Genomic DNA, 21,375 nt, shown 5'->3' on the forward strand with positions numbered 1-21,375 from the left:
AGAAAGTAACAATATGAATGTTGCACAGGATTATGCGAGCCTGATGGCCAGCTCGACGGGGTGGATCGGCATCCTCACCTCCCCCATCGCAGCGCTCAGCGTGGCCAAGCTTGCCACCCTGTTGTGGACCTTGCTGAGCCATGGTTGACTGCCGCCGCGTGCTCGCCCAGGCGCCCCGATGATGTACCTCCGTCCGATCCCGGGACCAGGCCGGCACCCCTACGGCGCAATGCGTGCATTCGCCCTGTGCCTGCTGTTGGGTTTGCTTGCCGGCTGCACCACCCTGCCCTCCCTCGACAACCGGCCTGCCTCGACAGCGGATGCGCATACGGGTAGCACCGGGCTGGGGCGCGCCGTTTCCGCAGGGGTAGCGGCGCATCCGGGAAAATCCGGCATTTACCCGCTTGCCGATGGACGCAATGCCTTCGCCGCGCGCGTGCTGCTGGCGCAGGCCGCCGAGCGCACGCTCGACGTTCAGTACTACATCTGGCACCAGGACATGACGGGCACCCTGTTGTTCGCGGCCCTGCGCGAGGCTGCCGAGCGCGGGGTCAGGGTCAGGCTCCTGCTCGACGATAACAACACGGCCGGACTCGATCCCTTGCTGGCGGCACTCGACGCACACCCGAACCTCGAAGTGCGCCTGTTCAACCCGTTCGTCATGCGCAGGGCTAGGGTGCTCGGCTATCTGAGCGACTTCAGCCGCGCGAACCGGCGCATGCACAACAAGTCCTTTACCGCCGATAACCAGATCACGATTGTCGGCGGCCGCAATGTCGGCGACGAATACTTCGGCGCCGACGACGACCTGCTGTTCGCCGACCTCGACGTGATGGCGATCGGGCCCGTCGTTGCCGATGTGTCGAAGGATTTCGATCGTTACTGGGGGAGCGGATCATCCTATCCGGTCACCGGCCTGCTGGATGAAGTGACTCCCATTGCGCTCGACGCACTGACGGCGGCGGCGCTGGAGATCGAGCGCAGTCCGCGCGCCCTCGCTTATACGCGCGCTCTGCGTGCCTCCACGTTTGCCGGTGACTTCCTGGAAAACCGCCTGGTCTTCGACTGGAGTGTCACGCGCATGGTCAGCGACGACCCTGGCAAAGGACTCGGACTGGAGCAGCCACGCACCCTGGTCGTCCACAAGCTCAAGAAGACGATGGGCGAGCCGGTGTCCGAACTGAACATGGTGTCGCCCTATTTCGTGCCCACGGACGAGGGGACCGCCGCCTTTGTCGAACTGGCCAACAGCGGGATCAAGGTCAGGGTGCTGACCAATTCCCTGGAAACCACCGATGTCGCCGCCGTGCACGCCGGTTACGCCAGACACCGCAAGGCCCTGCTTGCCGCCGGCGTGACGATCTATGAACTGCGCCGCATGACGCAGGCATCCGCGCGGAGAAGGATATTGGGCTTGCGCGGCAGTTCAGCCTCCAGCCTGCACAGCAAAACCTTTTCTGTCGACGATGCCCGCGTCTTCATCGGTTCGTTCAATGTCGACCCGCGCTCGGCCAGGCTGAACACCGAGATGGGCTTTGTGATCGACAGCCCGGTGCTGGCGCGCCGGATCTTCGATGCGTTTGCCCAAAGAATGCCGCTGGAAGCCTACGAAGTGCGCCTGTCGCCGGCAGGACGCTTGTACTGGCTGGAGCGCCGCGGCGCCGCGGTGTTGCGCCATGACGTCGAGCCCGGCACCAGCCCGGGCCTGCGTGCTGGCGTGTGGCTGATGTCGCTGCTGCCGATCGAGTGGTTGTTGTAGCACCCATTCCATGCGTCGGCGGGGCTGGACAGGTATTTCAGAACATTTATCTCGGAATTCAGCAAATAACTGGCGCTGTGCGCGGTACCGAACGGAGTGGAGGGTTCCGAAAGGTAATAGTGCGTTCCGAAGCCTGCATGACTGTCGGCCGCTGCCCCCACCCAGGGGACAGCCAGGCAACAACCTGATCACCACGTAACTCACCACCATAAAGAAAAACAGAACAATGAAAACTTCAAGCACCCTCGCCGCACTGATCGCCCTGGCCTGCGCCACCATGGTCGGCGCGCATGCGGCGCCGGCCGAGGCGGCTGCAGCCGGCTTCGTCAATCCGGATTGGGCCAACAGCGCCTGGTACATGGGAGCAAGCGTGGGACAAGCGCGCGCCGACATCGATGGGGCACGCATGACGCGCAACCTGACGGCCGATGGCTCCAGCCTCACTTCCTTCAGCAAGGACGAACGCGACCTTGGTTTCAAGCTGTTCGGCGGCAAGCAACTGAACCGGTATCTCGCACTCGAAGCCGGTTATTTTGACCTGGGCAAGTTCGATGCCGCGGCCACCACTTCCGGCAATGGCGCACTGCGCGGGGAGACAAGTTTGCGCGGCGTGAACGCCGACCTGGTGGGCCAACTGCCGCTGACGGAGCGCTTGTCGCTGCTGGGCCGCGCGGGCGTGCAATATGCACGTGCAAGCACCCACTACAGCGGCAACCGCCTCGATGCCCTGAGCAACCCGAACCCGCCAAGCGGAGGCCGCCGCGGCGCGAAGCTCGGACTCGGGCTGGAATACAAACTGAGCGAAGCCCTGGCGCTGCGCGCGGAAGTGGAACGCTACCGCGTCAATAACGTGGTCGGCAATCGCGGCGATGTCGACCTCGCTTCGGTCGGCCTGGTCTACAAGTTTGGCCGCCCGGCGGCAAAGGCCATCGTCGCCGCGCCTGTCGCCGCCCCGCAGGAAGAAATGCGCGCCGCCCCGCCGGCACCGGCGCCCGCGCCCGTGTCGGAAAAGGTCTCGTTCGCCGCCGAGGCATTGTTCGATTTCGACAAATCGGTGGTGAAAGCGGACGGCAAAGCCGCACTCGACGACCTGATGGCGAAGCTGCAGGGCATGAATACCGAAGTCATGATCGCAGTCGGCCATACCGACTCGGTCGGCTCGAACGCGTATAACGACAAGCTGTCGCTGCGCCGTGCCGATGCCGTCAAGGCGTATCTGGTATCGCGCGGGCTGGATCCGGCACGGCTGTACACCGAAGGCAAGGGCGAAACCCAAGCCATTGCCGATAATGCGACCGCCGAAGGCCGCGCCAGGAATCGCCGCGTGACCATCGAAGTCGTCGGCACCCGCAGCGTCCCCCGCTAATCCGGGAAGCCGATCGACAAACCGCCTGGCGCAAGCCCAGGCGGTTTTTTTGCGTCCGAACGAAGCAACCCGGCCGTCACGGACCGTTGTGTTCAAGCCCGCGGCACGATCACGGTGAATACGGTGCCCGTGGCATCATCCGACCGGACTTCGATGTCGCCGCCATGGACGACGGCGATTGGCTTTGCAATGAACAAGCCGAGACCAGGACTGCTGCGTGGACGCACGTCGCCATCGTGCTTCGGCAGCTGCACCAACGACGAAAACAGGGTGGGTAGCGCGTCTGCGGGAATGGTCGGGCCTTCGTTGCGCACGCTGATCAGCACGCGCTCCGGCTCGCCCGCAATCTCCACCAGGATCGGTTTTCCGCGCGTGCCGTACTGCGCCGCATTGGTGACCAGATTCGTGAGCAACTGCTGGAGCCGGGGCTGGTCGAATTACCCCATCAACTCATCCGAGCCGCGCCCCCATCTGCTCGACCTGATGCTCGAACGCGCCAGGGCGCCCGAGGTAGGCCCCTGCCGCCATGGTCGCAGCCGGGGACCGCGCAGATCCCAGGATGGCCGGGAACATCTCGCGGGTCTCGTTGAGCCTGTCGGGATAGGCGACCGCTGCTTGCGCGAGGGATTGGTCGATCGCGTCGTTGAAGCGTGTGATGTCGGCCGGCAGGTCGACACAGTGCGCCTCCCACAGCTTGAGCACGCTTGTGCGCAGGGCGCGATACTCGGCGATGAGCTGCAGCAGGGTAAATCCGCTGGCGTACGCAGCCTGCCCTGGGCGGATGACGCGCGCCTCGTCAGACGCGGGCCGTGGACCCAGGCCCTGCGATCTGGCATGTTGTTGCGCGTCGCCCGATCGGTGTAGTCAAGAATGCAATGCCTGTAGAGGCGGGCGTGTGCCCGGCGGCGCATTGGGGCAGGAAGCCTGGCCTCGCCGGCGCTGCTCCAGCCATCAATGGCTGTGGCGCACGTCGAGCTTGTCGGGGTCGACCTCGTTGTCCTGCACGGCCACGCGTTCGGCGCGCATGCTGTCGGAGAGCGAGGTCCCGTCCTCTTCGTCCACTTCCGGCGGGTCCAGCATGTCGGCCAGCATGGCCTGCAGCTCCGACGTTTCCCATGGCAGCCCACAACGTTGCCGGCCGTGGATGTAATGCCGGATCTCGCTGTCCTGTTCGGATGTCAGCGGCAGACCGCGAAAGGTAGTCGACCGTTCGGTTTTCATGATGGTGTCTCCTTTGAGACTTTTCTGGAGTTCCGACGCTACGCGGATTACCCCGACTCAGGCGCACGCGAAGGATCGGGCGACTGGGCTTCCTTCACGTTGCGCTCTCCTGAGATTTCCAGCGCCACGCCGGCCGAGGCTTCGGCGCTCATGCCGCCGGTGCGGCGCATGTATTCGGCCTCGCCGACGATGTCATTGCGGTCGGCGGTAACGTCGTCGGGCTGCGGTGTTTCGCCAGGCAGTCCCATCTTCAGCTCATCGGCCAGCATCAGCAGGGTCGCCGCCAGCGGCAGCGCCAGCAGGGCGCCGGCAATGCCGTACAGGGTGCCGCCGGTAATCAGGGAGAACAGCACCACCGACGAGGGCAAACGCAGCGCACGGCCGTAGATGAGCGGTATCAGGACCCGGCTTTCGAACTGCTCGTAGCACAGCAGAACGACGAACACGACGGTGGCCGCGACACTGCTGACGCCGAGTGCCGCGAGCACGGCCGGGATCATGGTCAGGAAGATGCCCACGAAGGGCAGCACGTCGGCAATGCCGCCGAACGCGGCAATGGCGATGGCGTTGGGCACGCCGCATGCGCTGAGCACGATGAACAGCAGGGTCGCCATCATGGCGCAGGTAACGATCTGGCCGCGGACATAGCCGCCCACGATCGTTTCCAGCTTGAGCATGATGCGCGAGAGCTTCATATGGTGCGCGCGCGGGACCACGGAAAACAGGGCGCCGCGCAGCCGGTCGCGGTCGATCATGATGTACAGGGCGAGGAAAATCGAGCCGGCGCCATAGGCCACGATTTCAAGCACGTCCCGCGAAAACGCGATCGCTTCGGTACTGTAGGACTTGAACAACTGGCCGTACTGCAGGTGGCGCAAGGTCTCGGCCAGCGAGGTGGTGAGCGGATAGGAGGCGAGGAACTTCACGAGCTTTATGCGTAATGCCGGTTCCTGCTCGACCAGGCTGCCGACCTGGACGACAAACGCGGGCACGGTAAACACCGCCAGCGCCCCGACCACCAGCAGCAGGGTCGCAAAGACGAGGGCGATGGCGCTCAGGCGGCCGAGCCGATGGCGCTCCAGCCAGGCGACGGGGGGACTGAGCGTTCCGACCAACATCAACCCAGTGATCAACACCAGGACCACCGGTATCAGATGGGTCAGCAAGGCGATACCGAGCGCAATCGCCACGATGGTAAACATGGTACGCGGCGCGATCTCGATACGGATAGTGCGTCTGCGCACCTGCGGCGGCCGCAGGGCCGCATGGTCACCCAGCCTTGCGACTGTCGGCCCCTCGGTGGGTGCCCGGCCGGCTCGCTCAAGGCAGGGCGATAATGGAGGTGGTTCGTGGGCGTGACAGGTATTCTGGGTCGACATGGCGCGGTGTAATCTGTGTTGGTGGGAGACGCGGGCTGCAAACGACACGGCCGCAGCACACCTCGAGGTGCGCTGCGGCCGTGCGTTACAAGCCGCGGCGCCCTGCTTTGCACAGGCACGCCGCGGCTTGTCATGGGGTGTTAGCCCCGCATCTGCACGATGCCGTTCACGATTTTTACCTGGTCGCCGTCATGCCATTCAGGGCGCACAGTCTGTGCAACCGTGCGCGTCGACCCATTGTTCATGTGGATCGTGGTTTCGTAGCTTTGCGTGGCACGGGCCCGCTTTTCGATCTGGTTCCCGGCAAACGCGCCGCCGATCGCTCCGACGACGGTCATCGCCTCTTTCCCGTGGCCGCCGCCGACCTGGTTGCCCAACAGGCCGCCAACGACGGCGCCGCCGGCCGCACCAAGACCGCTGCCATCGCCGCGGGTGTTGATTTCACGGATCGACGCGACAGTGCCGCAGTTCTGGCATACCGGTGCTTCGGTACGGCGTACAGGCTCCGCACGCGGCTGGCGGTACACGACCGGCGCCGCTGCGAGATGACGGGGTGCGGCATGATCGCCCGCTTGCCTGGCCGGCTTGTCAGGCGACACGGCGGCAGGTTGTGCCAGCGCCAGCGCTGCCTGTTCGGCAGTCGCGCCGGCAGAGGTCGGCAGCCATCCCATGATGGCGGCGGTGCCGACCAGGCACACGAGCACGACGGCGGAACCCGCTGCGAGCACGACCGGGTGGGTGCGGCGCTTGGCATCGTTATTGAGGGGCATGTTCATGATGTTCTTTCAGTGATGGAATCGGATGGTTCAGCGGTGAATACGGCCTGGTCTTGTTTTCTTGACCGCTGTTCTGCGACACGTTTCGTGCCGTCAACACCGTTATCCGCCTTTCGACGCCTGCGCTCTGTGGCTTACCGTACGTAGCGAAAAATAGAGTTGGATGAGCAGGCAACACGATCTCGCGGAGGCAGCCATCCGCCCTGTCCGCCCCGTCAAGCGAATTCCACGGCATACAGGCACAGGTCGGGCGCAGCGGGCATGCGCTCGAGCCTGCGTTCGTAGCGCAGGCCCAGCTTTTCCAGCAGCCTGATCGACGCAGCGTTATCCGGGCGCACCGTGGCGACCACGCGCCGCAAGCCGAGTTGGCGCGCATGCGCCAGCACGGCCTGCGCCGCCTCGTGGGCATATCCGCTTCCCCAATACTGCGGCAAAAAGGCATAGCCGATATCGACGTCGTCGAGGAAATCGCGCTTGGCCAGGCCGCAGACGCCGATCGGGCAGCCACCTCCTGCCAGCTCGACCACATCGAAACCGAAACCCAGGCGCGCCACCATCGCCAGCGGCCCGTTCACGATGTAATCGACCGCGCCCTCCAGGGTGCGTATGCCGCGGTCGCCGATGAAGCGGTGCCAGGACGGATCGTTCAGCAGCGCCAGCATGAAGGGAGCGTCGTCGACGCGCATGCGGCGCAGGCGCAGGCGTGGGGTCGACAGCACGGGTACCACTGGCGCCACTGCTATCGTGTCTTCTTGCCCGTCCGGATTGCGGTTCATATCATTCCCCTGCAGAGATCGTCCCTGTAAAAGGTAGCACAGGTCTGCCGGTGTGCTACCTTGTCGCCCGATGCGCTGCCAACATGACAGCAACCTGGCCACGAACTGGCACCCACCGCGACCGATGAAAGGAACACCATGTCACTGCTGACGCGCCTGTCCGGCGCTTGCGCCCTCGTCCTTGCCGTGCTCGCGCCAGGCGCGGCACTGGCCGAGCCATCGATGATCTACCTCGTGCGCCACGGCGAAAAGGCGCTCGAGGGCAAGGATCCGGAGCTGACGCCCCAGGGCCGGCAGCGCGCGCAGAACATCGCCACCATGCTGGGCAAGGCCGGCATCGCCCACATATTCAGCACGCCGACCAACCGCACGCAGCAGACCGCGCAGCCGCTGGCGCAGCACAGCGGTTTGCCGGTGCAGCTGTACGATCCGAAGACGCCGCAGGCCTTGGTGGCGAAAGTGAAAACCCTGAACGGTGCGGTGCTCGTCGTCGGCCACTCGAACACGCTGTCGGAACTGGTGCGCCTGTTCGGCGGCCAGCCAGGAAGCGACATTGCCGACAACGAATTCGACCGCCTCTACCAGCTGATACCGGGCGCCGGCGGTGCCATCACCACCGTCCTGTTCACGTCGCTGCCGGCCACCGGCGCGGCCCCGTAAGCGCTACAAATTGCGCTCGAGCGCCGCGCGCAGCGTCGCCACGCCATCGGCAGTGACGGCGCGCCGGATCGTGCCGCCATCGGCATCGCGGTAGCGCGACGCGCTGCGCCCGTCGCGGCCCAGCGCATTGGCTACGCTCAGCCGCAGGCGCCAGCCGGCGCCGACAGTGCTCAGCCAATAGGCATCGAGCAGCGCGCGTGCGCCGCGCTCGCCCCGTACGCCCGCGGCCGACACGCTGGCGTCGCTACCCTGATACGCCAGGCTGGTCCCGGCACTCCACAGCTTGCCGCGGTAGTCGATGCCGGCGTTGGCCGTAAAGCCCACCTGTTCGCCCAGCCGGTTGTCGGGACCGGGCACGCTGTCGAGCCAGGACCAGTTGCGGCCGGCGTTCAGGCGCAATTCAAGGGCACCCCGGCCAGCACGGCCTGCGACTTGATATCGAACTCGATGCCCGCCACCCGGGCGCGGCCGCCATTGACCGGACGCGACACCCAGCTGGCGCCGTCGCGGTACAGCAGCTGCGTGGTCACGTCCTCGACGCGGCGCGCATAGGCCGAGACGCTGGCCACGCCATCCTTGCCGACATAGCGCTCCCAGGCCAGGTCGAGGCCCCAGCTCACTTCCGGGCGCAGGGCCGGGTTGCCTTCGACATCCGGATTGACGGCGCTATTGTTGTTATTGATGGTGTAGCGGCGCGGCACCAGGTCGCGCGTGAGCGGGGCTTTATAGGTGCGTGCCAGCGCCAGGCGCAGCTGGCGCTTTTCCGGCAGCTTCCACAGCAGTTGCAGGATCGGGCTGGCCGCGCCGCTCGAGCCGCTCACCTGTGCCAGGTCGCGTCCTTCGGTGGCGGTGCGCACGCCCTCCCAGCGCATGCCCGGGTAGGCCTGCAATGCGGGCGAGATCTCCCATTCGTCCTGCGCGAACAGCGCCAGGCGCTCGACCTGCGCCGTGTAGTCCTGCAGGCGCTGGGCGGCAGGTGCGCCGTTCACGGTATCGCGCTGGTGGCGCTGCTCGTCGCGCGTCGTATGGGCGGCCTCCCAGCCGAGCGCCAGGCTGTGCGCGCTGCCGAGCGGCGCCGGTATTTGCCGCTGAGGTTAGCGGTACGCTCGTCCGCGCCGGCCGCGACGAAGCGCGCCAGGCCCGCGCTGCCGTCCGGGCGCGCGCCTTCGAACAGGTAGCCGGGCGGCGCCGGCTGGCGTCGACGCTGCCCTTCAGGGTGAGCTTGCCGGCCTCGCCGACGCGGCGTGCCCAGGCGAGGTTGCTGCGCAGGCTGGCGGTGTGGGCCGACATGGCGGCGACGCTGTCCGGGTAGGCGCTGGGGTCGCCCAGCAAGGCCGCTTCCCGGCTCGCCATGCCGCTGCGGATGCGGGTCGCCTCCAGCAGCGTTTGCCAGGCCAGGGTGTCGCCATCGGCCAGGTCCCAGTTCAGCGTGGGCGCGACATTGAGCCGCTGGATCCGGCCAGCCGCGCGTTCGTCGATCCGGCGCAGCACCAGCGGCCTGCCGTCGGGTCCATCGATGGCCTCGTCGGTGGCATACAGGTCGACCTCCGTGTTTTGTTCCAGCGTCGCTCCGACCGACCACGACAGGCTGCCATCGCGTCCGCCGAAGCGGGTCGAGACGCCGGGATTCCATTCGCTTCTCCGGTAGCCGAGCGTCGCCTTGTCTTCGCGCCCGGGGCCGGCGCGCTTGCGCAGCACGATGTTGATGCTGCCGGCCACGGCCTGCGTGCTCTGGTCCGCGCTGGCGCTGCGCGACACCTCGATCCGCTCGACCAGCTCGGGCGCGATGCTGTCGATCGAGAAGCCCTGCGGCGCCGGCTGGCCGTCGATCAGGATCTGCGTATAGCCCGCGCCCAGGCCGCGCATGCGCACCTCGCTGCCGACGATCGCGATGCCCGGCTGGCGCTTGAGCACTTGGGCCAGGCTGTTGTCGCCGTAGCGGGCGATGTCGGCGCGGCCGACGACCAGGCGGGCGACTGTCGCCTCGCGTCGCTGATCCTGCGTCGATGCGCCCTGGACCTCCACCCGGTAAGGCGCAGTGGGTGGCGGCTCCGCGCCCTGCTGGGCAAGGGCAAGCGAACAGGGGAACAGCAGCGACAGGGTCAGGAAGCGGGGCATCGGATCGGATCGGTGGTCGTCAAGGCTGTCAATGTGATGGTGCGGCGGCAGGGTGAAAACAGTCTTGTGACGAAACCCGGCAAGCGTGGGATGAAGCCGGGTGCCGCGCGTTTTTTGCCTCCAGGCGCGCTGTTATACTCGAACCCAGATGAAACAACAACAACGCAAGGCGGCGCGCATCGTCCTCACCCACATCGCCTTCTGGAGCATGCTCACCGGCGCCGGGGCGCTCGGCTCCTGGACCGACAAGATCGCGACCGGACATCCGCAATCGTACGCATTCCTCCTGCTCGACTGGTGGCTCGGCCATGTGCCGATGATGGTCCTGAGCAGTAGCCTGAGCCTGGCGCTGGCGTGGCGCCCGGCGCTGTTCACCGACCGCCTGCGTACGCTGGGCATCTACGCGGCGCTGGCGCTGTTCCTGCCGCTCGAGTGGCTGTATATCGGCAGTGTCGATGTGCTGCTGCGCGGCGAGGTGCTGACCCTCGCCAGTGCCTGGGCCGAATTCGTCAAGATGCGCAAGCTGACCTGGTTCAGCGAAACCGCCTGGACCAGTGGCACCTTCATTGCCATGGTCGCCCTCGGCAATCTGCGCGAAGCACGTGCCCGCAGCGAGGCCTTTGCCCAAGCCCAGGCGGAAAACCTGAACCTGCACCTGGCACTGGAACAGCAGCGCATGCTGGCCCTGCGCGCCCAGCTCGAGCCTCACTTCATCTTCAATGCCCTGAACGCCATCAGCGCCCTGGTGCGCGGCGGCGACAGGCCCGATGCGCTGGCCGGCATCGGCCGCCTGTCCGACCTGCTGCGCTATGCCTTGTCCGCCACCCAGCGCGAGCAGGCGACCATCGACGAGGAACTCGGCTTCGTGCGCGACTACCTCGCTCTGCAGCGCCTGCGCTACGGCGAGCGCCTGCGCATCCGCATCGAGGGCGACGACGAGACCGTGCGGCGCGGCCCCTGCCCGCCCCTGCTGCTGCAGCCACTGATCGAGAACGCCCTGCGCCACGACCTCGATTGCCACGATGGCCCGGGCGACATCCGCCTGTCGTTCGTACGCGAGCGAACGGCTCCTGATCCGCGTGATGAATCCGGTCAGCCCGGCGGCGTCGCCGAATCCCGGCACGGGACTGGGACTGCGCAACACGCGTGCGCGCCTGGCCCTGGCCGACCCGGGCGCGTCGCTGCGCACCGAGCGCGTCGGCGAGCACTTCCTGGCCGAGATCAGCCTGCCGCTGGCGGCGCAGGACTGAAGCATGCCGATCCGCTACGCCATCGTCGACGACGAAACGCCTGGCCGCACCAACCTGCGTCTGGCGATGGAGGCGCATCCCGACTGGCAGCTGGTAGCCGAGTGCGAGAGCGCCGCGCAGGCACGGGGCGTGCTGGCCGCCGGCGGGATCGAGGTGCTGTTCCTCGACATCCAGATGCCGCGCGAATCGGGCCTGCTGCTGGCGCGCGAGCTGGCGCGCATGGCTGAACCGCCGCTGGTGGTGTTCGTGACGGCCCACAGCGAGCATGCGGTCGCCGCCTTCGAGGTGCACGCGCTCGACTACCTGCTCAAGCCGCTCGACGACGCGCGCCTGGCGCAGGCCGTCGAACGCGCCGCGGCGATGCTGGCCGCCCGCCAGCGCGCTGCCTACGGCGCGGCCATGCGCGGCTATACGGAAAGTCCGCCCTGGGTCGAACAGATCAGCGTGCGCTCGGTGGGGCGCATCGATACGGTGGCGGTGCTCGATATCGCCTGGATCGAGGCCCAGGGGAACTACGTGGCCCTGCACCTGGGCGCGCGCACGCTGCTGCATCGGGTGGCGCTGAGCCGGCTGGAGGCGCTGCTGGATCCGCAGCAGTTTTTACGTGTGCACCGCAGTGTCATCGTGCGGCGGCGGGAAGCGATCGGCTTGTCCGTGGTCGGGGACGGAACTTATTTGCTGCGCCTGCGCGATGGGAGCGAGGTGGCGGTCAGCGAGCGGTATGTGGGCGCGGTGCGCGCGCTGCTGGGGGTTTCGTAGGGTGGATTTTGCATTGAAGCCCTCGGCTTCAATGCCCCACGCGGTATAGGACCGATGCATCGTCACACCGTAGTTCGTAGCCCGATGCGGTAGCGTTGAGGAATGGGCGTTTCGATTGCTCGACCGTGCTATACCGCGTGGGCGGAGCCCACCCTACGGATAGACGGCGCAAGCTGCCTGGCCAACGCCACCAATTAAAAAGGCCGGGATGTCCCGGCCTCTGCTTTTTACGGCGCGACGTCCGTGCGCAGCACCGGATACAGGTTCAGGCGCTCGTCCCAGGAGGCGTGGCGGCGGGCGAAGAACTCGAGGCGTTTATGGGCGTTCTTCGCGAACGCCGGGTCGCTCTCGACGCGGCGCTTGAACTCGGCGGCGAGGGCCGGGTCGGCGGCCATCTGTTCGCGTGCCACGTCCTCGGCCACGTATTCCTCCATGTACTCCTTCGGCTCGAAGGCATTGTTGAACAGGCCCCAGGCCAGCAGCGAGTCCGGTGCCTGCGGTTCCAGCATCGCCATCACCAGGCGCGCTTTGGGCTGGGCGACCGGCACGAACAGGGGCGCCGCGGCCAACGCTGCGCGGCTCGCGCTTCCAGCCGCCTTCCACCGTCAGGCGCTGGTGCGACTCGAACGAGGTGGCACCAAACGTCGCCTTGTCGGCGCGGAAGGTCTCGGTGTCGACACCCTCGAGTGCCTTGTCGAGCTTGCGGAAGGCGATGCCATGCTGCGTCAGCTTGGCCGCGACCATCGCCGCATGCGCGGCCGGGACGATGTAGCCGGCACGCGGCGCCGTCACTTCCAGGTCGGCCACCACCTCGTCGCGCAGCGGCACGCGCCACACCTGCGGTTTGCTTTCGTCGTAGCGCGTCATCAGGATGCCGGAGACTTCGGACGGCGTGCGCGTGTACTCGTAGCCGTTGAAGTCCACCATCTTCGTCTTCTCGGTGGTCTTGTAGCTCAGGGCCACCGGCGTGCCCGCGAGCTGGCGTGCGCGCGCGTCGGCGCTGGCGGCCGCCTGCTGCCAGGCCTTGCCGTTCTGCGCCACCTGCTCCAGTACCGAGATCACGCTATTGTGGGTGATGCGCACGCGGGTCGGATAATCCTTCCACGAGTGGGTCTCGACCAGCATGGCCATGCGGTTACGCAGCGGGAAGTAGCCGGTCGAGAAGCGCGGGTCCGACACGCCATCGACGAAACCTGATTGCGGATCGTCCGTCTTGGCGAACGACATGTAGTAGGACTGCGGGGTCGAGCCCTGCCTGGTGATGTCGGCGATGACCTTGTCGCGCAGCGCCAGGCCGGCCTGGCGGAATTCGGGGTCGGCGGAATACACGGGTTCGACCTGGATCGAGACATCGTGCTGGAACTTGGCGCCGTCGGTGACGTGCAGGTCGACATAGGTCAGCGGGTCCCACTTGTTCACCAGTGCCAGCATCGCCTGCATCTCGGGCGAGTCGGCCTTGACGTAGTCGCGGTTCAGGTTGAAGTTCTGCGCCGTGGTGCGCCAGCCCATCTCGACCGGGCCGCGCTGGTTCGGGCGGTTCCACTTCTGGAAGCGCTCGTGGCCGTCGACATTGAAAACGGGGACGAACAGCAGCACCTGCTTGTCGAGGGCGCCCCGGGCCAGGCGGCCCTCGAGGATTTCGCGCAGCGCCAGGAAGCCGGCATCCTTGCCGTCGATCTCGCCGGCATGGATGCCGCCCTGGATCAGCGTCACCGGCAGGCCGGCCTTGCTTGCCGCCTGCGGGGTGAAGGCGCCGCTGGTGGTGGCCACCAGCGCCAGCATCGGGCGGTCTTCCGGCGTGCGGCCGAATTCGATGCATTTCACCGCTTTCGGATACGCCCTGGCAAACGCCGCGCACAGCTTGACGACTTCGTCGTAACGGCCCGTGGCCTGGAAGCCGGAACGCTCCGAGACGGTGGTCAGGTCAGGGGCGCTGTGGGCTGGCGCGGCGTGGGACAGCGGCATGGCGCCGAGCAGCGCAAGCAGTAACGCAGAACGAATCATCGATGTCACTCCGGCAGAAATGGTGAAGGCGAAAGGAAGAGGGGCAAAGCGGAAAATTATAGTCGCGTTTTCCCTTGCACAGGCGGCAGCTTGCCCGCTTTCGGCGCTATCGCCTGCGGGCGTATTGACACCCGGTGAAGTGGGAATACGGAACGCGCATGAAAAAGCGCCACCCGAAGGTGGCGCTTGCCGACATCCAGACCATGACGCGGCCGTGGCCGCGCCTGTCCTTAGCGTGGCTTGTTGTAGATCGCGATCTGGGAGACCGCCGAGCGCACCTGGTGCGGCGTTGCCAAGGCCATCGCCTGTGCCGAGGTACGGGCCGGGCAGGCACGGTTGGCGCGGTAGCTCAGTGCGGCCGACAACATCGCCTCGTTGGTGTCGCCCAGGTCGTGCGACAGGTCATCGGCCACCGAGCAGTTCGGGGCGATACCGTTGGCGTAGTCGCCGAAGCCCTTCGCGTTCACGCTCTGGAACTCGACCGAGAAATAGGTCGTGCCGCAGTTCGGGACCGGGGTGAAGCCATACGGCTTGCCGCAGGTGGTGGCGCCAATCACATTGACCTCGACATCGACGCCGCGCAGGCCGTTGATGATCGATTCGCTGGCCGAGCAGGTGCCCGAGGTGGTCAGCACCGTGACCTTGCTCAGGCCCAGATAAGGCAGCGGGGCGTTCTTGTCGACGGCATTCGCGCCGGTGCCATAGCCGTAGGGCTTCGACACGAAGCGGATGATTTCCGGCGTCTGGCGGGCTTCGATCTTGTTGTTGTACTGCAGGCGCGAGAACACCTTGTTCTCCGTCGTTGGGCCGGCAATCATGTACGACAGTTCGCCGGCAACGCCCAGCAGGCCGCCGCCGTTGTAGCGCAGGTCGAGGACGAGGTCGTTGATGCCCGCGTTGCGCAGGGTCGTGATCGACTCGATCAGCTGGCGCTCGGCTACCGCATTGTGGTTCTCGAAGCTCAGGTAACCCACCTTGCCGGTCGGGGTGTCGATGACGCGGGTGTACTTCACCGAGGACGCCGTCACGTCGGCCGCTTGCATCGACACGTTCAGGTCGACGCCGTTGCGCTTCAGGGTGAAGCTGTGCAGGCCGGATGCGCTCGGGAACAGGCCGGCATTGATCTTGTCGACCGTCGCGCCGTCGGAACCGTTGACGAAGTCGGCGCCGTCGACCACGGTCAGCTGGTCGCCACGGCGCAGGCCGGCGGCGGCGGCCGGCGAACCCGGCTCGACGATGGCCACGCGCCAGGTACGCGGTGCGCTCCCTCCGGCGCTGCTCCAGGTGATGCCATAGCCGAGTTCAATCCCGGAATTGCTCATCTTGTCCCACTCGTCCGATGGATAGGTGAAGTGGTACATGTCCTTGTCGTGGATCGGCGACATCAGCTTGTCGAAGTAGTCGACCGGATTGCTGAATTGCGACATCTGGAAGTCGGTCGGGATCTCGTTGTACCAGAGGTAGTACTGGTTCGACCAGGCGCGCAGGAAGGTCAGCTCGTCGCGCAGGCTGCCTTGGCGGTCCGGATATGGTTTGCCGGTGTAGGGATCGATGCCGGTGCGCGGCTTGGCGCAGCGGTTCCAGTAGGTGTCGAAAGCATCGCCCAGGGTGGAAAGGACCGGATCGGGACCTGCGTTCGAGTTAATCGGGGGATTGGTGACGTTGCCGGGTTCGCCGCCGCCACCGCCACAGGCGGCAAGCGTCAACGCGGCCGCGAGGCCAGTGCACATCAGGCGGAGCGAAGCGGTCAGTTGACCGCGTTGGGGTATCGACAATTTCATGAGCAATGTATCTAGGACAAGTTCGTGATGGAGGGAGAAGCCAGACCGCCCGCTTTGCAAAACGGTGCGTTTATTATTTGTTTTAAAATTTTTTCAACATAAATTATCCATGCTCTGAAGCAAAAACGCCAGAACCAGCTTACGGCCGGTCCTGGCGTGGTGCTTTATCGCCCAAAAAATGCTCAGGCGGCGCGGTTCAAGCCCTGCGGAGTGTGGAAAGCCGACAACAATTGGGCTTCCTTGGCTTTGGCCGCCTTCAGGTGGCGTTCCTTCACGTGGCCGTAGCCGCGGATGTCTTCCGGAATGCTGGCAATCGCCACCGCCTGCGCCAGGTTCTCGCTCGTCAGCTTCGGCAGCAGGCCGGCGACGGTGTCGCGGTACTGCTTGATGAGCGCGCGTTCGGTCTTGCGCTCTTCGCTGTAGCCGAAGATGTCGAAGGGGGTACCGCGCAGGCCTTTCAGCTTGGCCAGCAGGCCAAACGCACCCGTCATCCACGAACCGTATTCCTGCTTGATCGCGCGGCCTTCCTTGTCGTGCTTGGCCAGCAGCGGCGGCGCGAGGTGGTACTTGATCTTGATGTCGCCTTCGAACATGTTCGCGATCTTTTCCTTGAAGGCCGGATCGGTGTGCAGGCGCGCGACTTCGTACTCGTCCTTGTAGGCCATCAGCTTGTGGAAGTAGCGCGCGACGGCTTCGGTCAGGCGCGTGCCCTTGCCCAGCTTGGCTTCCTCAGCGCGCACCTGGTCCACGAACGACTTGTACTGCGCGGCGTAGGCGGCGTTCTGGTATGCACTCAAGAGTTCGACGCGGCGGTTGATGAGCTCGTCGAGCGTCTGCGTGCGCTTGAACTCGACTACCTTGGCCGGGGTCGTCACCTTCTTCACCGCTGCCAGGTCGTGCGCCGCGGTGCGGCCCCAGTTAAACGCGGCCTTGTTGAACGGTACCGATACGCCGTTGAGTTCGATCGCGCGCATCAGCGAGCTTTCCAGCAGCGGCACGCGGCCCTTCTGGAAGGCATAGCCGAGCATGAACATGTTGGTGGCGATCGCGTCGCCCATCAGGGCGGTGGCCATCTGGCCGGCATCGACGAAGTCGACATTGTCCGCGCCGCAGGCCAGCTGGATGGCGCCCTTCGAGCCCTCGGCCGGGAATTGCCAGTCGGGGTTCTTGACGAAGGCGGCGGTAGTCGAGCCGGTGTTGTTCACCGCGGCCCAGGTACGGCCTTCGCCCATGCGGCTCAAGGCATCGCGGCTGGCGGTGACGATCTGGTCGCAACCGATGACGAGGTCCGCGCTGCCGGTGCCGACGCGGGTCGAGTGCAGGTCCGTCTGCTTCTGCGCCAGGCGCACGTGCGACATCACCGGACCGCCCTTCTGGGCCAGGCCGGATTGATCGAGCACGATCGCGCCCTTGCCTTCGACGTGGGCCGCCATCGCGAGGATCTGGCCGACGGTCACGACACCGGTGCCGCCGACGCCGGCGACCAGGATGCCGAAGGGCGCATCGATGCCTGGGACGGCGGGCGCGGGCAGGACTGGCGGTGCACTATCCGTACCGCTAGCCGCTTTCTTTGGCTTTTTCAGGCCGCCGCCTTCGACCGTCACGAACGATGGGCAGAAGCCGGAGACGCAACTGAAATCCTTGTTGCAGGACGACTGGTTGATCTGGCGCTTGCGGCCCAGTTCCGTTTCCAGCGGCTCGACCGACAGGCAGTTCGACTGCACCGAGCAATCGCCGCAGCCTTCGCAGACGGCTTCGTTGATCACGGCGCGTTTTGCAGGGTCGGGGAATTCACCTTTCTTGCGGCGGCGGCGCTTCTCGGAGGCGCAGGTCTGGTCGTAGATCATGGCCGACACGCCTGGCATCTCGCGCAGCTCTTTTTGCACGTCCATCAGTTCGGAACGGTGGCGCACGGTCACGCCTTCGGCCCAGGCATAGTCGCTCGGGTATTTATCGGGCTCGTCGGTGACGACGATGATGGGTTTCACGCCTTCGGCGGCGATCTGGCGCGTGATCATGCCCGGATCGAGCGGACCGTCGACGTTCTGGCCGCCGGTCATCGCGACCGCGTCGTTGTAGAGAATCTTGTAGGTGATGTTCACCTTGGCCGCGACGGCGGCGCGGATCGCCAGGATGCCCGAGTGGAAGTAGGTTCCGTCACCCAGATTCTGGAAGACGTGATTCTCCTTGGTGAACGGCGCCTGGCCGATCCAGGTCGCGCCTTCCGCGCCCATGTGCGTGAAAGTGTCGGTCTCGCGGTCCATCCACAGCACCATGTAGTGGCAGCCGATGCCGGCCATGGCACGCGAGCCTTCCGGCACTTTCGTCGACGAGTTGTGCGGGCAGCCCGAGCAGAAGTAGGGAATGCGGTCGGTTTGCGGATTGGCCTTGGCTGGAATGTTCTTCAGTACCAGCTCTTTCGCTTCCAGGTAGGCGATGCGCTCTTTCACGCGTTGCTCGACCGGGTGGCCGGCGCAGTAGTGGGAGATGCGCGAAGCAATCGCCCGCGCGATCTGGGCCGGGCTCAGCTCATACGTCGCCGGCAGCAGCCAGTCGCCATGGCCCTTGCGGTCCTTGTTGCTCCACTCGCCGGTGTCGTCGAATTTACCCACCACGCGCGGACGCTCGCTGTCCGGCAGGTTGTACAGCGCTTCCTTCAGTGCGTATTCCAGCACTTGCCGCTTCTCTTCGATGACCAGGATCTCGTCCAGGCCGCGCGCGAATTCGTGCACGCCTTCGGACTCGAGCGGCCAGGTCATGCCGATCTTGTACAGGCGCAGGCCGATGTCGGCCGCTGCCTGCTCGTCGATGCCGAGGTCGGCCAGCGCCTGGCGCGTGTCGACATAGCTTTTACCGGCGGTGATGATGCCGATCTTTGGTGCCGGGCTGTCCCAGATAATCTGGTTCAGTTTATTCGCACGCGCATAGGCCAGCGCCGCATACCACTTGTGGTTGTTCATCCGCACTTCCTGGTCCAGCACGGCGTCCGGCCAGCGGATGTTCAGGCCGCCCTCGGGCAGTTCGAAGTCGGTCGGCAGCTCGATCTGGACGCGGTCCGGGTCGAGGTCGACCACGGCGCCCGATTCGATGACGTCGGTGACACATTTCATCGACACCCACAGGCCCGTGTAGCGGCTCATGGCCCAGGCGTGCAGGCCGTAGTCGATGTACTCCTGCACCGAGGAGGGGTACAGCACCGGGATGCCGCAGGCGGTCAGGATGTGGTCGGACTGGTGCGCGGTGGACGAGGATTTGGCCGCATGGTCGTCGCCGGCCAGCAGCAGCACGCCGCCGTGCCTGGCGGAGCCGGCGTTGTTACCGTGTTTGAACACGTCGCCGCAGCGGTCCACGCCCGGGCCCTTGCCATACCACATGGCAAACACGCCATCGTAATTGGCGTCCTTGTAGAGATTCGTTTGCTGGGTGCCCCAGACGGCGGTCGCCGCCAGGTCTTCGTTCATGCCCGGGTGGAATTTGACATGGTGGGCATCCAGGTGCTTCTTCGCCTTCATCGCGGTCTGGTCGACAGCGGTGACGGGCGAGCCGCGGTAGCCGGTGATGTAGCCGGCGGTATTCAGGCCGGCTTTCAGGTCGCGCTCGCGCTGCAGCATCGGCAGGCGGATCAGGGCTTGCGTGCCGGTCATGAAGGCGCGGCCGCGCTCGAGTGTCCACTTGTCGTCGAGCGTGATTTCGTGGTTCGGCTGTGACGGCTGCAGCTGGGAGCGGTCGAGGGGGGCGTTCATTGGTCAATCTCCGTTGTGTTGTGCCGGACGCAAGGCGGCAGCGATCGGGCCGGGCTGGCCGGGATGTCGCTGCAGCGTTCCTGATGCGTCCTTCGGGTTGCGGCGCGCTTGTTGTTGTTGGTCGCGCCGCGACGGAGATGTCTCCTCCGTGGGTGGCGACAGTATAGTCTTGTGCCCCCGGCATTAAATATCAATCAATTCCCCCCGCCGCGCCAGTTGCGCAATAAAATTGCGGTTCTAGTCAGTCGAAGGGAAATAAATGTCAAAGATCGAGTTGGATAAAACGGACCGCAAAATCCTGGAGATTCTGCAGGCCGATGGCCGCCTGTCGAACCAGGATGTGGCCGAGCGCGTGAACCTGTCGCCCTCGCCCTGCCTGCGCCGCATCAAGCGCCTCGAGGAAGCCGGCGTGATTCGCCAGTACGTGGCGCTGGTCGACCCGGACAAGATCGGCCTGGGCTTGCTGGCCTATGTAAATGTGCGCTTGGAAAAGCACAGCGAAGGGCCAGCCAATTCGCGCGTGCCGGCGACCTCGCCGCGTTTCGAATTCGCGCAGGCGGTGGCGGCCTGGCCGGAAGTGGTGGCCTGCTATGCGATGACGGGCGAGATGGATTTCCTGCTGCGCGTGCACGTGGAGGACATGGACCATTTCTCGCGCTTCATGATGGCCACCCTGCTGCGCCACCCGTCGGTGCTGGACGTGAAGTCGAGCTTTGCGCTGCAGCGGATCAAGGAGACGACGGCGCTGCCGATCGGGGAGACGCCGGCACGGTGATGCGCCCTGCCGTGCCTTGCGTAGGGTAGGCGGCTCTATCGAGAGCGCCGCGCATGGCAGGCGTGTGCGCCGCCTACGCGTTCAACCGGCTCCGGAAACCTCGCATCGTTTCGAGCGTGGTGTGAACGCGCAGGCGGCATGACGTGCGCGTATGCGCGAACGAACGGGTGGAGCCGCCTACCCTACGCCTCGCGAAGGATCAGGCGTGATGTGAACGCGCAGGCGGCATTGCGTGCGCGCGTGCGCGAACGAACGGGTGGAGCCGCCTACCCTACCGTTTGCGCGGCATGAACCATTTCACGGCTGCGCGCGCATTCGCCTTGACCGTGTAATCGATCACGGCGAACTGTTCCTCGAGCGCTTCGCGCATCACGCTGCCGGGGCTGGGCGGCGGCAGGTGCAGGTAGGCGTCGGCTTCGCCATATTCGCGCTTGATCTCCATGCCGGCCTTTTTGGCGATGTGCATCATCGTGCGGTTGCTGGTGAGGCATTGCATATACAGGGTGTCGACATCCGAATTGCGGCAGTGGATGGCGGCGCGCTGGAACAGCTTGCTTCCAACGCCCTGCCCCCGCGCCGACTTCGATACCGAGACGCCGAACTCGGCCACGCGGCCCTTGCTGGTGTTGGCCTCGCGTCCCGGGGCGACCGGGGCAAAGGCAAGATGGCCGACGCCAACCAGCTGGAAGAAACGGTTCACCACGCCAAAGACGATGTCGCGCGAAAAATCGATGCTGTCGACATAGGCGTGGATCTGCGCGTCCGGCAGCACCGTGCCGAAGCGCAGCAGGCGGTCATCCGCGTCGAGGGCAAGGAAGTGCCTGAGCATGCGGCGGCGATCGCGCCGGCCCAGGGCCTTGACCAGTACGGCCGGGCGCTCGGTGGCACCAAACAGGCTGGCGAACCAGTGCATCAGCGCGTTCTTGCGTGGCGGCTCGGGGGGCGTGGCGGGTGTGACAGGGAGTTTGTCGGGCATCGCCGATTCCGTATTGTGCAGTGCAACATATG

General features: G+C 65.7%; 18 protein-coding genes and 2 pseudogenes. 7 read left to right on the forward strand and 13 right to left on the reverse strand.

The window, feature by feature from the left end; genetic code table 11:
- Nucleotides 1-13: 13 nt before the first annotated feature.
- The 3 genes from G4G31_RS27370 to G4G31_RS02590 all read left to right on the forward strand — a co-directional run bounded on the left by G4G31_RS27370 (nucleotide 14) and on the right by G4G31_RS02590 (nucleotide 3,125).
- Nucleotides 14-148: a hypothetical protein gene (locus G4G31_RS27370; RefSeq protein ID WP_267873645.1), complete on the forward strand. Its 135-nt coding sequence runs from the start codon at nucleotides 14-16 to the stop codon at nucleotides 146-148.
- 33 nt (nucleotides 149-181) lie between these two features.
- The gene (locus tag G4G31_RS02585; RefSeq protein WP_374011340.1) at nucleotides 182-1,759 is read left to right on the forward strand and encodes a phospholipase D family protein; all 1,578 of its coding nucleotides are present in this window, start codon (nucleotides 182-184) and stop codon (nucleotides 1,757-1,759) included.
- Nucleotides 1,760-1,985: 226 nt separating this feature from the next.
- The gene (locus G4G31_RS02590) at nucleotides 1,986-3,125 is read left to right on the forward strand and encodes an OmpA family protein (protein WP_229425295.1); all 1,140 of its coding nucleotides are present in this window, start codon (nucleotides 1,986-1,988) and stop codon (nucleotides 3,123-3,125) included.
- A gap of 92 nt (nucleotides 3,126-3,217) precedes the next feature.
- Here G4G31_RS02590 and G4G31_RS02595 read toward each other — a convergent pair whose 3' ends face one another.
- The 6 genes from G4G31_RS02595 to G4G31_RS02620 all read right to left on the reverse strand — a co-directional run bounded on the left by G4G31_RS02595 (nucleotide 3,218) and on the right by G4G31_RS02620 (nucleotide 7,277).
- A complete protein-coding gene (locus tag G4G31_RS02595) occupies nucleotides 3,218-3,538 on the reverse strand; it encodes a sensor histidine kinase KdpD (protein WP_182990172.1) in 321 nt (106 codons plus the stop codon).
- Between the two features lie 37 nt (nucleotides 3,539-3,575).
- On the reverse strand, nucleotides 3,576-3,827 hold the full coding sequence (locus G4G31_RS02600) for a hypothetical protein (RefSeq protein WP_182990173.1): 252 nt from the start codon (nucleotides 3,825-3,827) through the stop codon (nucleotides 3,576-3,578).
- 249 nt (nucleotides 3,828-4,076) lie between these two features.
- Nucleotides 4,077-4,346: a hypothetical protein gene (locus G4G31_RS02605; protein WP_182990174.1), complete on the reverse strand. Its 270-nt coding sequence runs from the start codon at nucleotides 4,344-4,346 to the stop codon at nucleotides 4,077-4,079.
- A 47-nt stretch (nucleotides 4,347-4,393) separates the two neighbouring features.
- Nucleotides 4,394-5,590, reverse strand: a complete 1,197-nt coding sequence (locus G4G31_RS02610; protein ID WP_182990175.1) for an AI-2E family transporter — start codon at nucleotides 5,588-5,590, stop codon at nucleotides 4,394-4,396.
- A 275-nt stretch (nucleotides 5,591-5,865) separates the two neighbouring features.
- Complete coding sequence (locus tag G4G31_RS02615) at nucleotides 5,866-6,501, reverse strand: glycine zipper 2TM domain-containing protein (RefSeq protein ID WP_182990176.1); 636 nt, start codon at nucleotides 6,499-6,501, stop codon at nucleotides 5,866-5,868.
- Nucleotides 6,502-6,716: 215 nt separating this feature from the next.
- Nucleotides 6,717-7,277 carry a GNAT family N-acetyltransferase gene (locus G4G31_RS02620; RefSeq protein WP_182990177.1) on the reverse strand — a complete coding sequence of 187 codons (561 nt, stop codon included), beginning with the start codon at nucleotides 7,275-7,277 and terminating at the stop codon, nucleotides 6,717-6,719.
- A gap of 138 nt (nucleotides 7,278-7,415) precedes the next feature.
- Here G4G31_RS02620 and G4G31_RS02625 point away from each other — a divergent pair, with 138 nt between their 5' ends.
- Nucleotides 7,416-7,937 carry a histidine phosphatase family protein gene (locus G4G31_RS02625; RefSeq protein ID WP_182990178.1) on the forward strand — a complete coding sequence of 174 codons (522 nt, stop codon included), beginning with the start codon at nucleotides 7,416-7,418 and terminating at the stop codon, nucleotides 7,935-7,937.
- Nucleotides 7,938-7,940: 3 nt separating this feature from the next.
- On the opposite strand, the gene G4G31_RS02630 is transcribed toward G4G31_RS02625, so the two are convergent.
- From G4G31_RS02630 to G4G31_RS24980, 3 genes and pseudogenes are all read right to left on the reverse strand, one after another.
- Nucleotides 7,941-8,336 carry a hypothetical protein gene (locus G4G31_RS02630; protein WP_182990179.1) on the reverse strand — a complete coding sequence of 132 codons (396 nt, stop codon included), beginning with the start codon at nucleotides 8,334-8,336 and terminating at the stop codon, nucleotides 7,941-7,943.
- Entirely contained in the window at nucleotides 8,327-9,019 is a 693-nt protein-coding gene (locus G4G31_RS02635) for a TonB-dependent receptor (protein WP_308622188.1), read from the reverse strand. The genes G4G31_RS02630 and G4G31_RS02635 overlap by 10 nt, the downstream gene beginning before the upstream one ends.
- Nucleotides 9,020-9,707: 688 nt before the next feature.
- Nucleotides 9,708-10,055 (reverse strand): annotated as a pseudogene (locus tag G4G31_RS24980) (TonB-dependent receptor plug domain-containing protein); the annotation flags it as partial.
- A gap of 676 nt (nucleotides 10,056-10,731) precedes the next feature.
- On the opposite strand from G4G31_RS24980, the pseudogene G4G31_RS24985 reads away from it, so the two are divergent.
- Together G4G31_RS24985 and G4G31_RS02650 are read left to right on the forward strand one after the other, a co-directional pair.
- Nucleotides 10,732-10,908, forward strand: a pseudogene (locus G4G31_RS24985) (histidine kinase); the annotation flags it as partial.
- 463 nt (nucleotides 10,909-11,371) lie between these two features.
- Complete coding sequence (locus G4G31_RS02650; protein ID WP_229425296.1) at nucleotides 11,372-12,064, forward strand: LytTR family DNA-binding domain-containing protein; 693 nt, start codon at nucleotides 11,372-11,374, stop codon at nucleotides 12,062-12,064.
- 315 nt (nucleotides 12,065-12,379) lie between these two features.
- On the opposite strand, the gene G4G31_RS02655 is transcribed toward G4G31_RS02650, so the two are convergent.
- From G4G31_RS02655 to G4G31_RS02665, 3 genes are all read right to left on the reverse strand, one after another.
- Nucleotides 12,380-14,068: a M14 family metallopeptidase gene (locus G4G31_RS02655; RefSeq protein WP_308622051.1), complete on the reverse strand. Its 1,689-nt coding sequence runs from the start codon at nucleotides 14,066-14,068 to the stop codon at nucleotides 12,380-12,382.
- A 230-nt stretch (nucleotides 14,069-14,298) separates the two neighbouring features.
- Complete coding sequence (locus G4G31_RS02660) at nucleotides 14,299-15,798, reverse strand: S41 family peptidase (protein ID WP_182990183.1); 1,500 nt, start codon at nucleotides 15,796-15,798, stop codon at nucleotides 14,299-14,301.
- A 233-nt stretch (nucleotides 15,799-16,031) separates the two neighbouring features.
- Nucleotides 16,032-19,592, reverse strand: a complete 3,561-nt coding sequence (locus G4G31_RS02665; RefSeq protein ID WP_182990184.1) for an indolepyruvate ferredoxin oxidoreductase family protein — start codon at nucleotides 19,590-19,592, stop codon at nucleotides 16,032-16,034.
- A 259-nt stretch (nucleotides 19,593-19,851) separates the two neighbouring features.
- Here G4G31_RS02665 and G4G31_RS02670 point away from each other — a divergent pair, with 259 nt between their 5' ends.
- The gene (locus G4G31_RS02670; protein WP_182990185.1) at nucleotides 19,852-20,367 is read left to right on the forward strand and encodes an Lrp/AsnC family transcriptional regulator; all 516 of its coding nucleotides are present in this window, start codon (nucleotides 19,852-19,854) and stop codon (nucleotides 20,365-20,367) included.
- Between the two features lie 271 nt (nucleotides 20,368-20,638).
- Here the strand turns inward: G4G31_RS02670 and G4G31_RS02675 are convergent, their stop codons facing one another.
- Entirely contained in the window at nucleotides 20,639-21,280 is a 642-nt protein-coding gene (locus G4G31_RS02675; protein WP_182991654.1) for a GNAT family N-acetyltransferase, read from the reverse strand.
- Between the last annotated feature and the right edge of the window lie 95 nt (nucleotides 21,281-21,375).

Origin of the sequence: Massilia sp. Se16.2.3, assembly GCF_014171595.1 — a bacterium.
Lineage (GTDB): Bacteria > Pseudomonadota > Gammaproteobacteria > Burkholderiales > Burkholderiaceae_D > Telluria.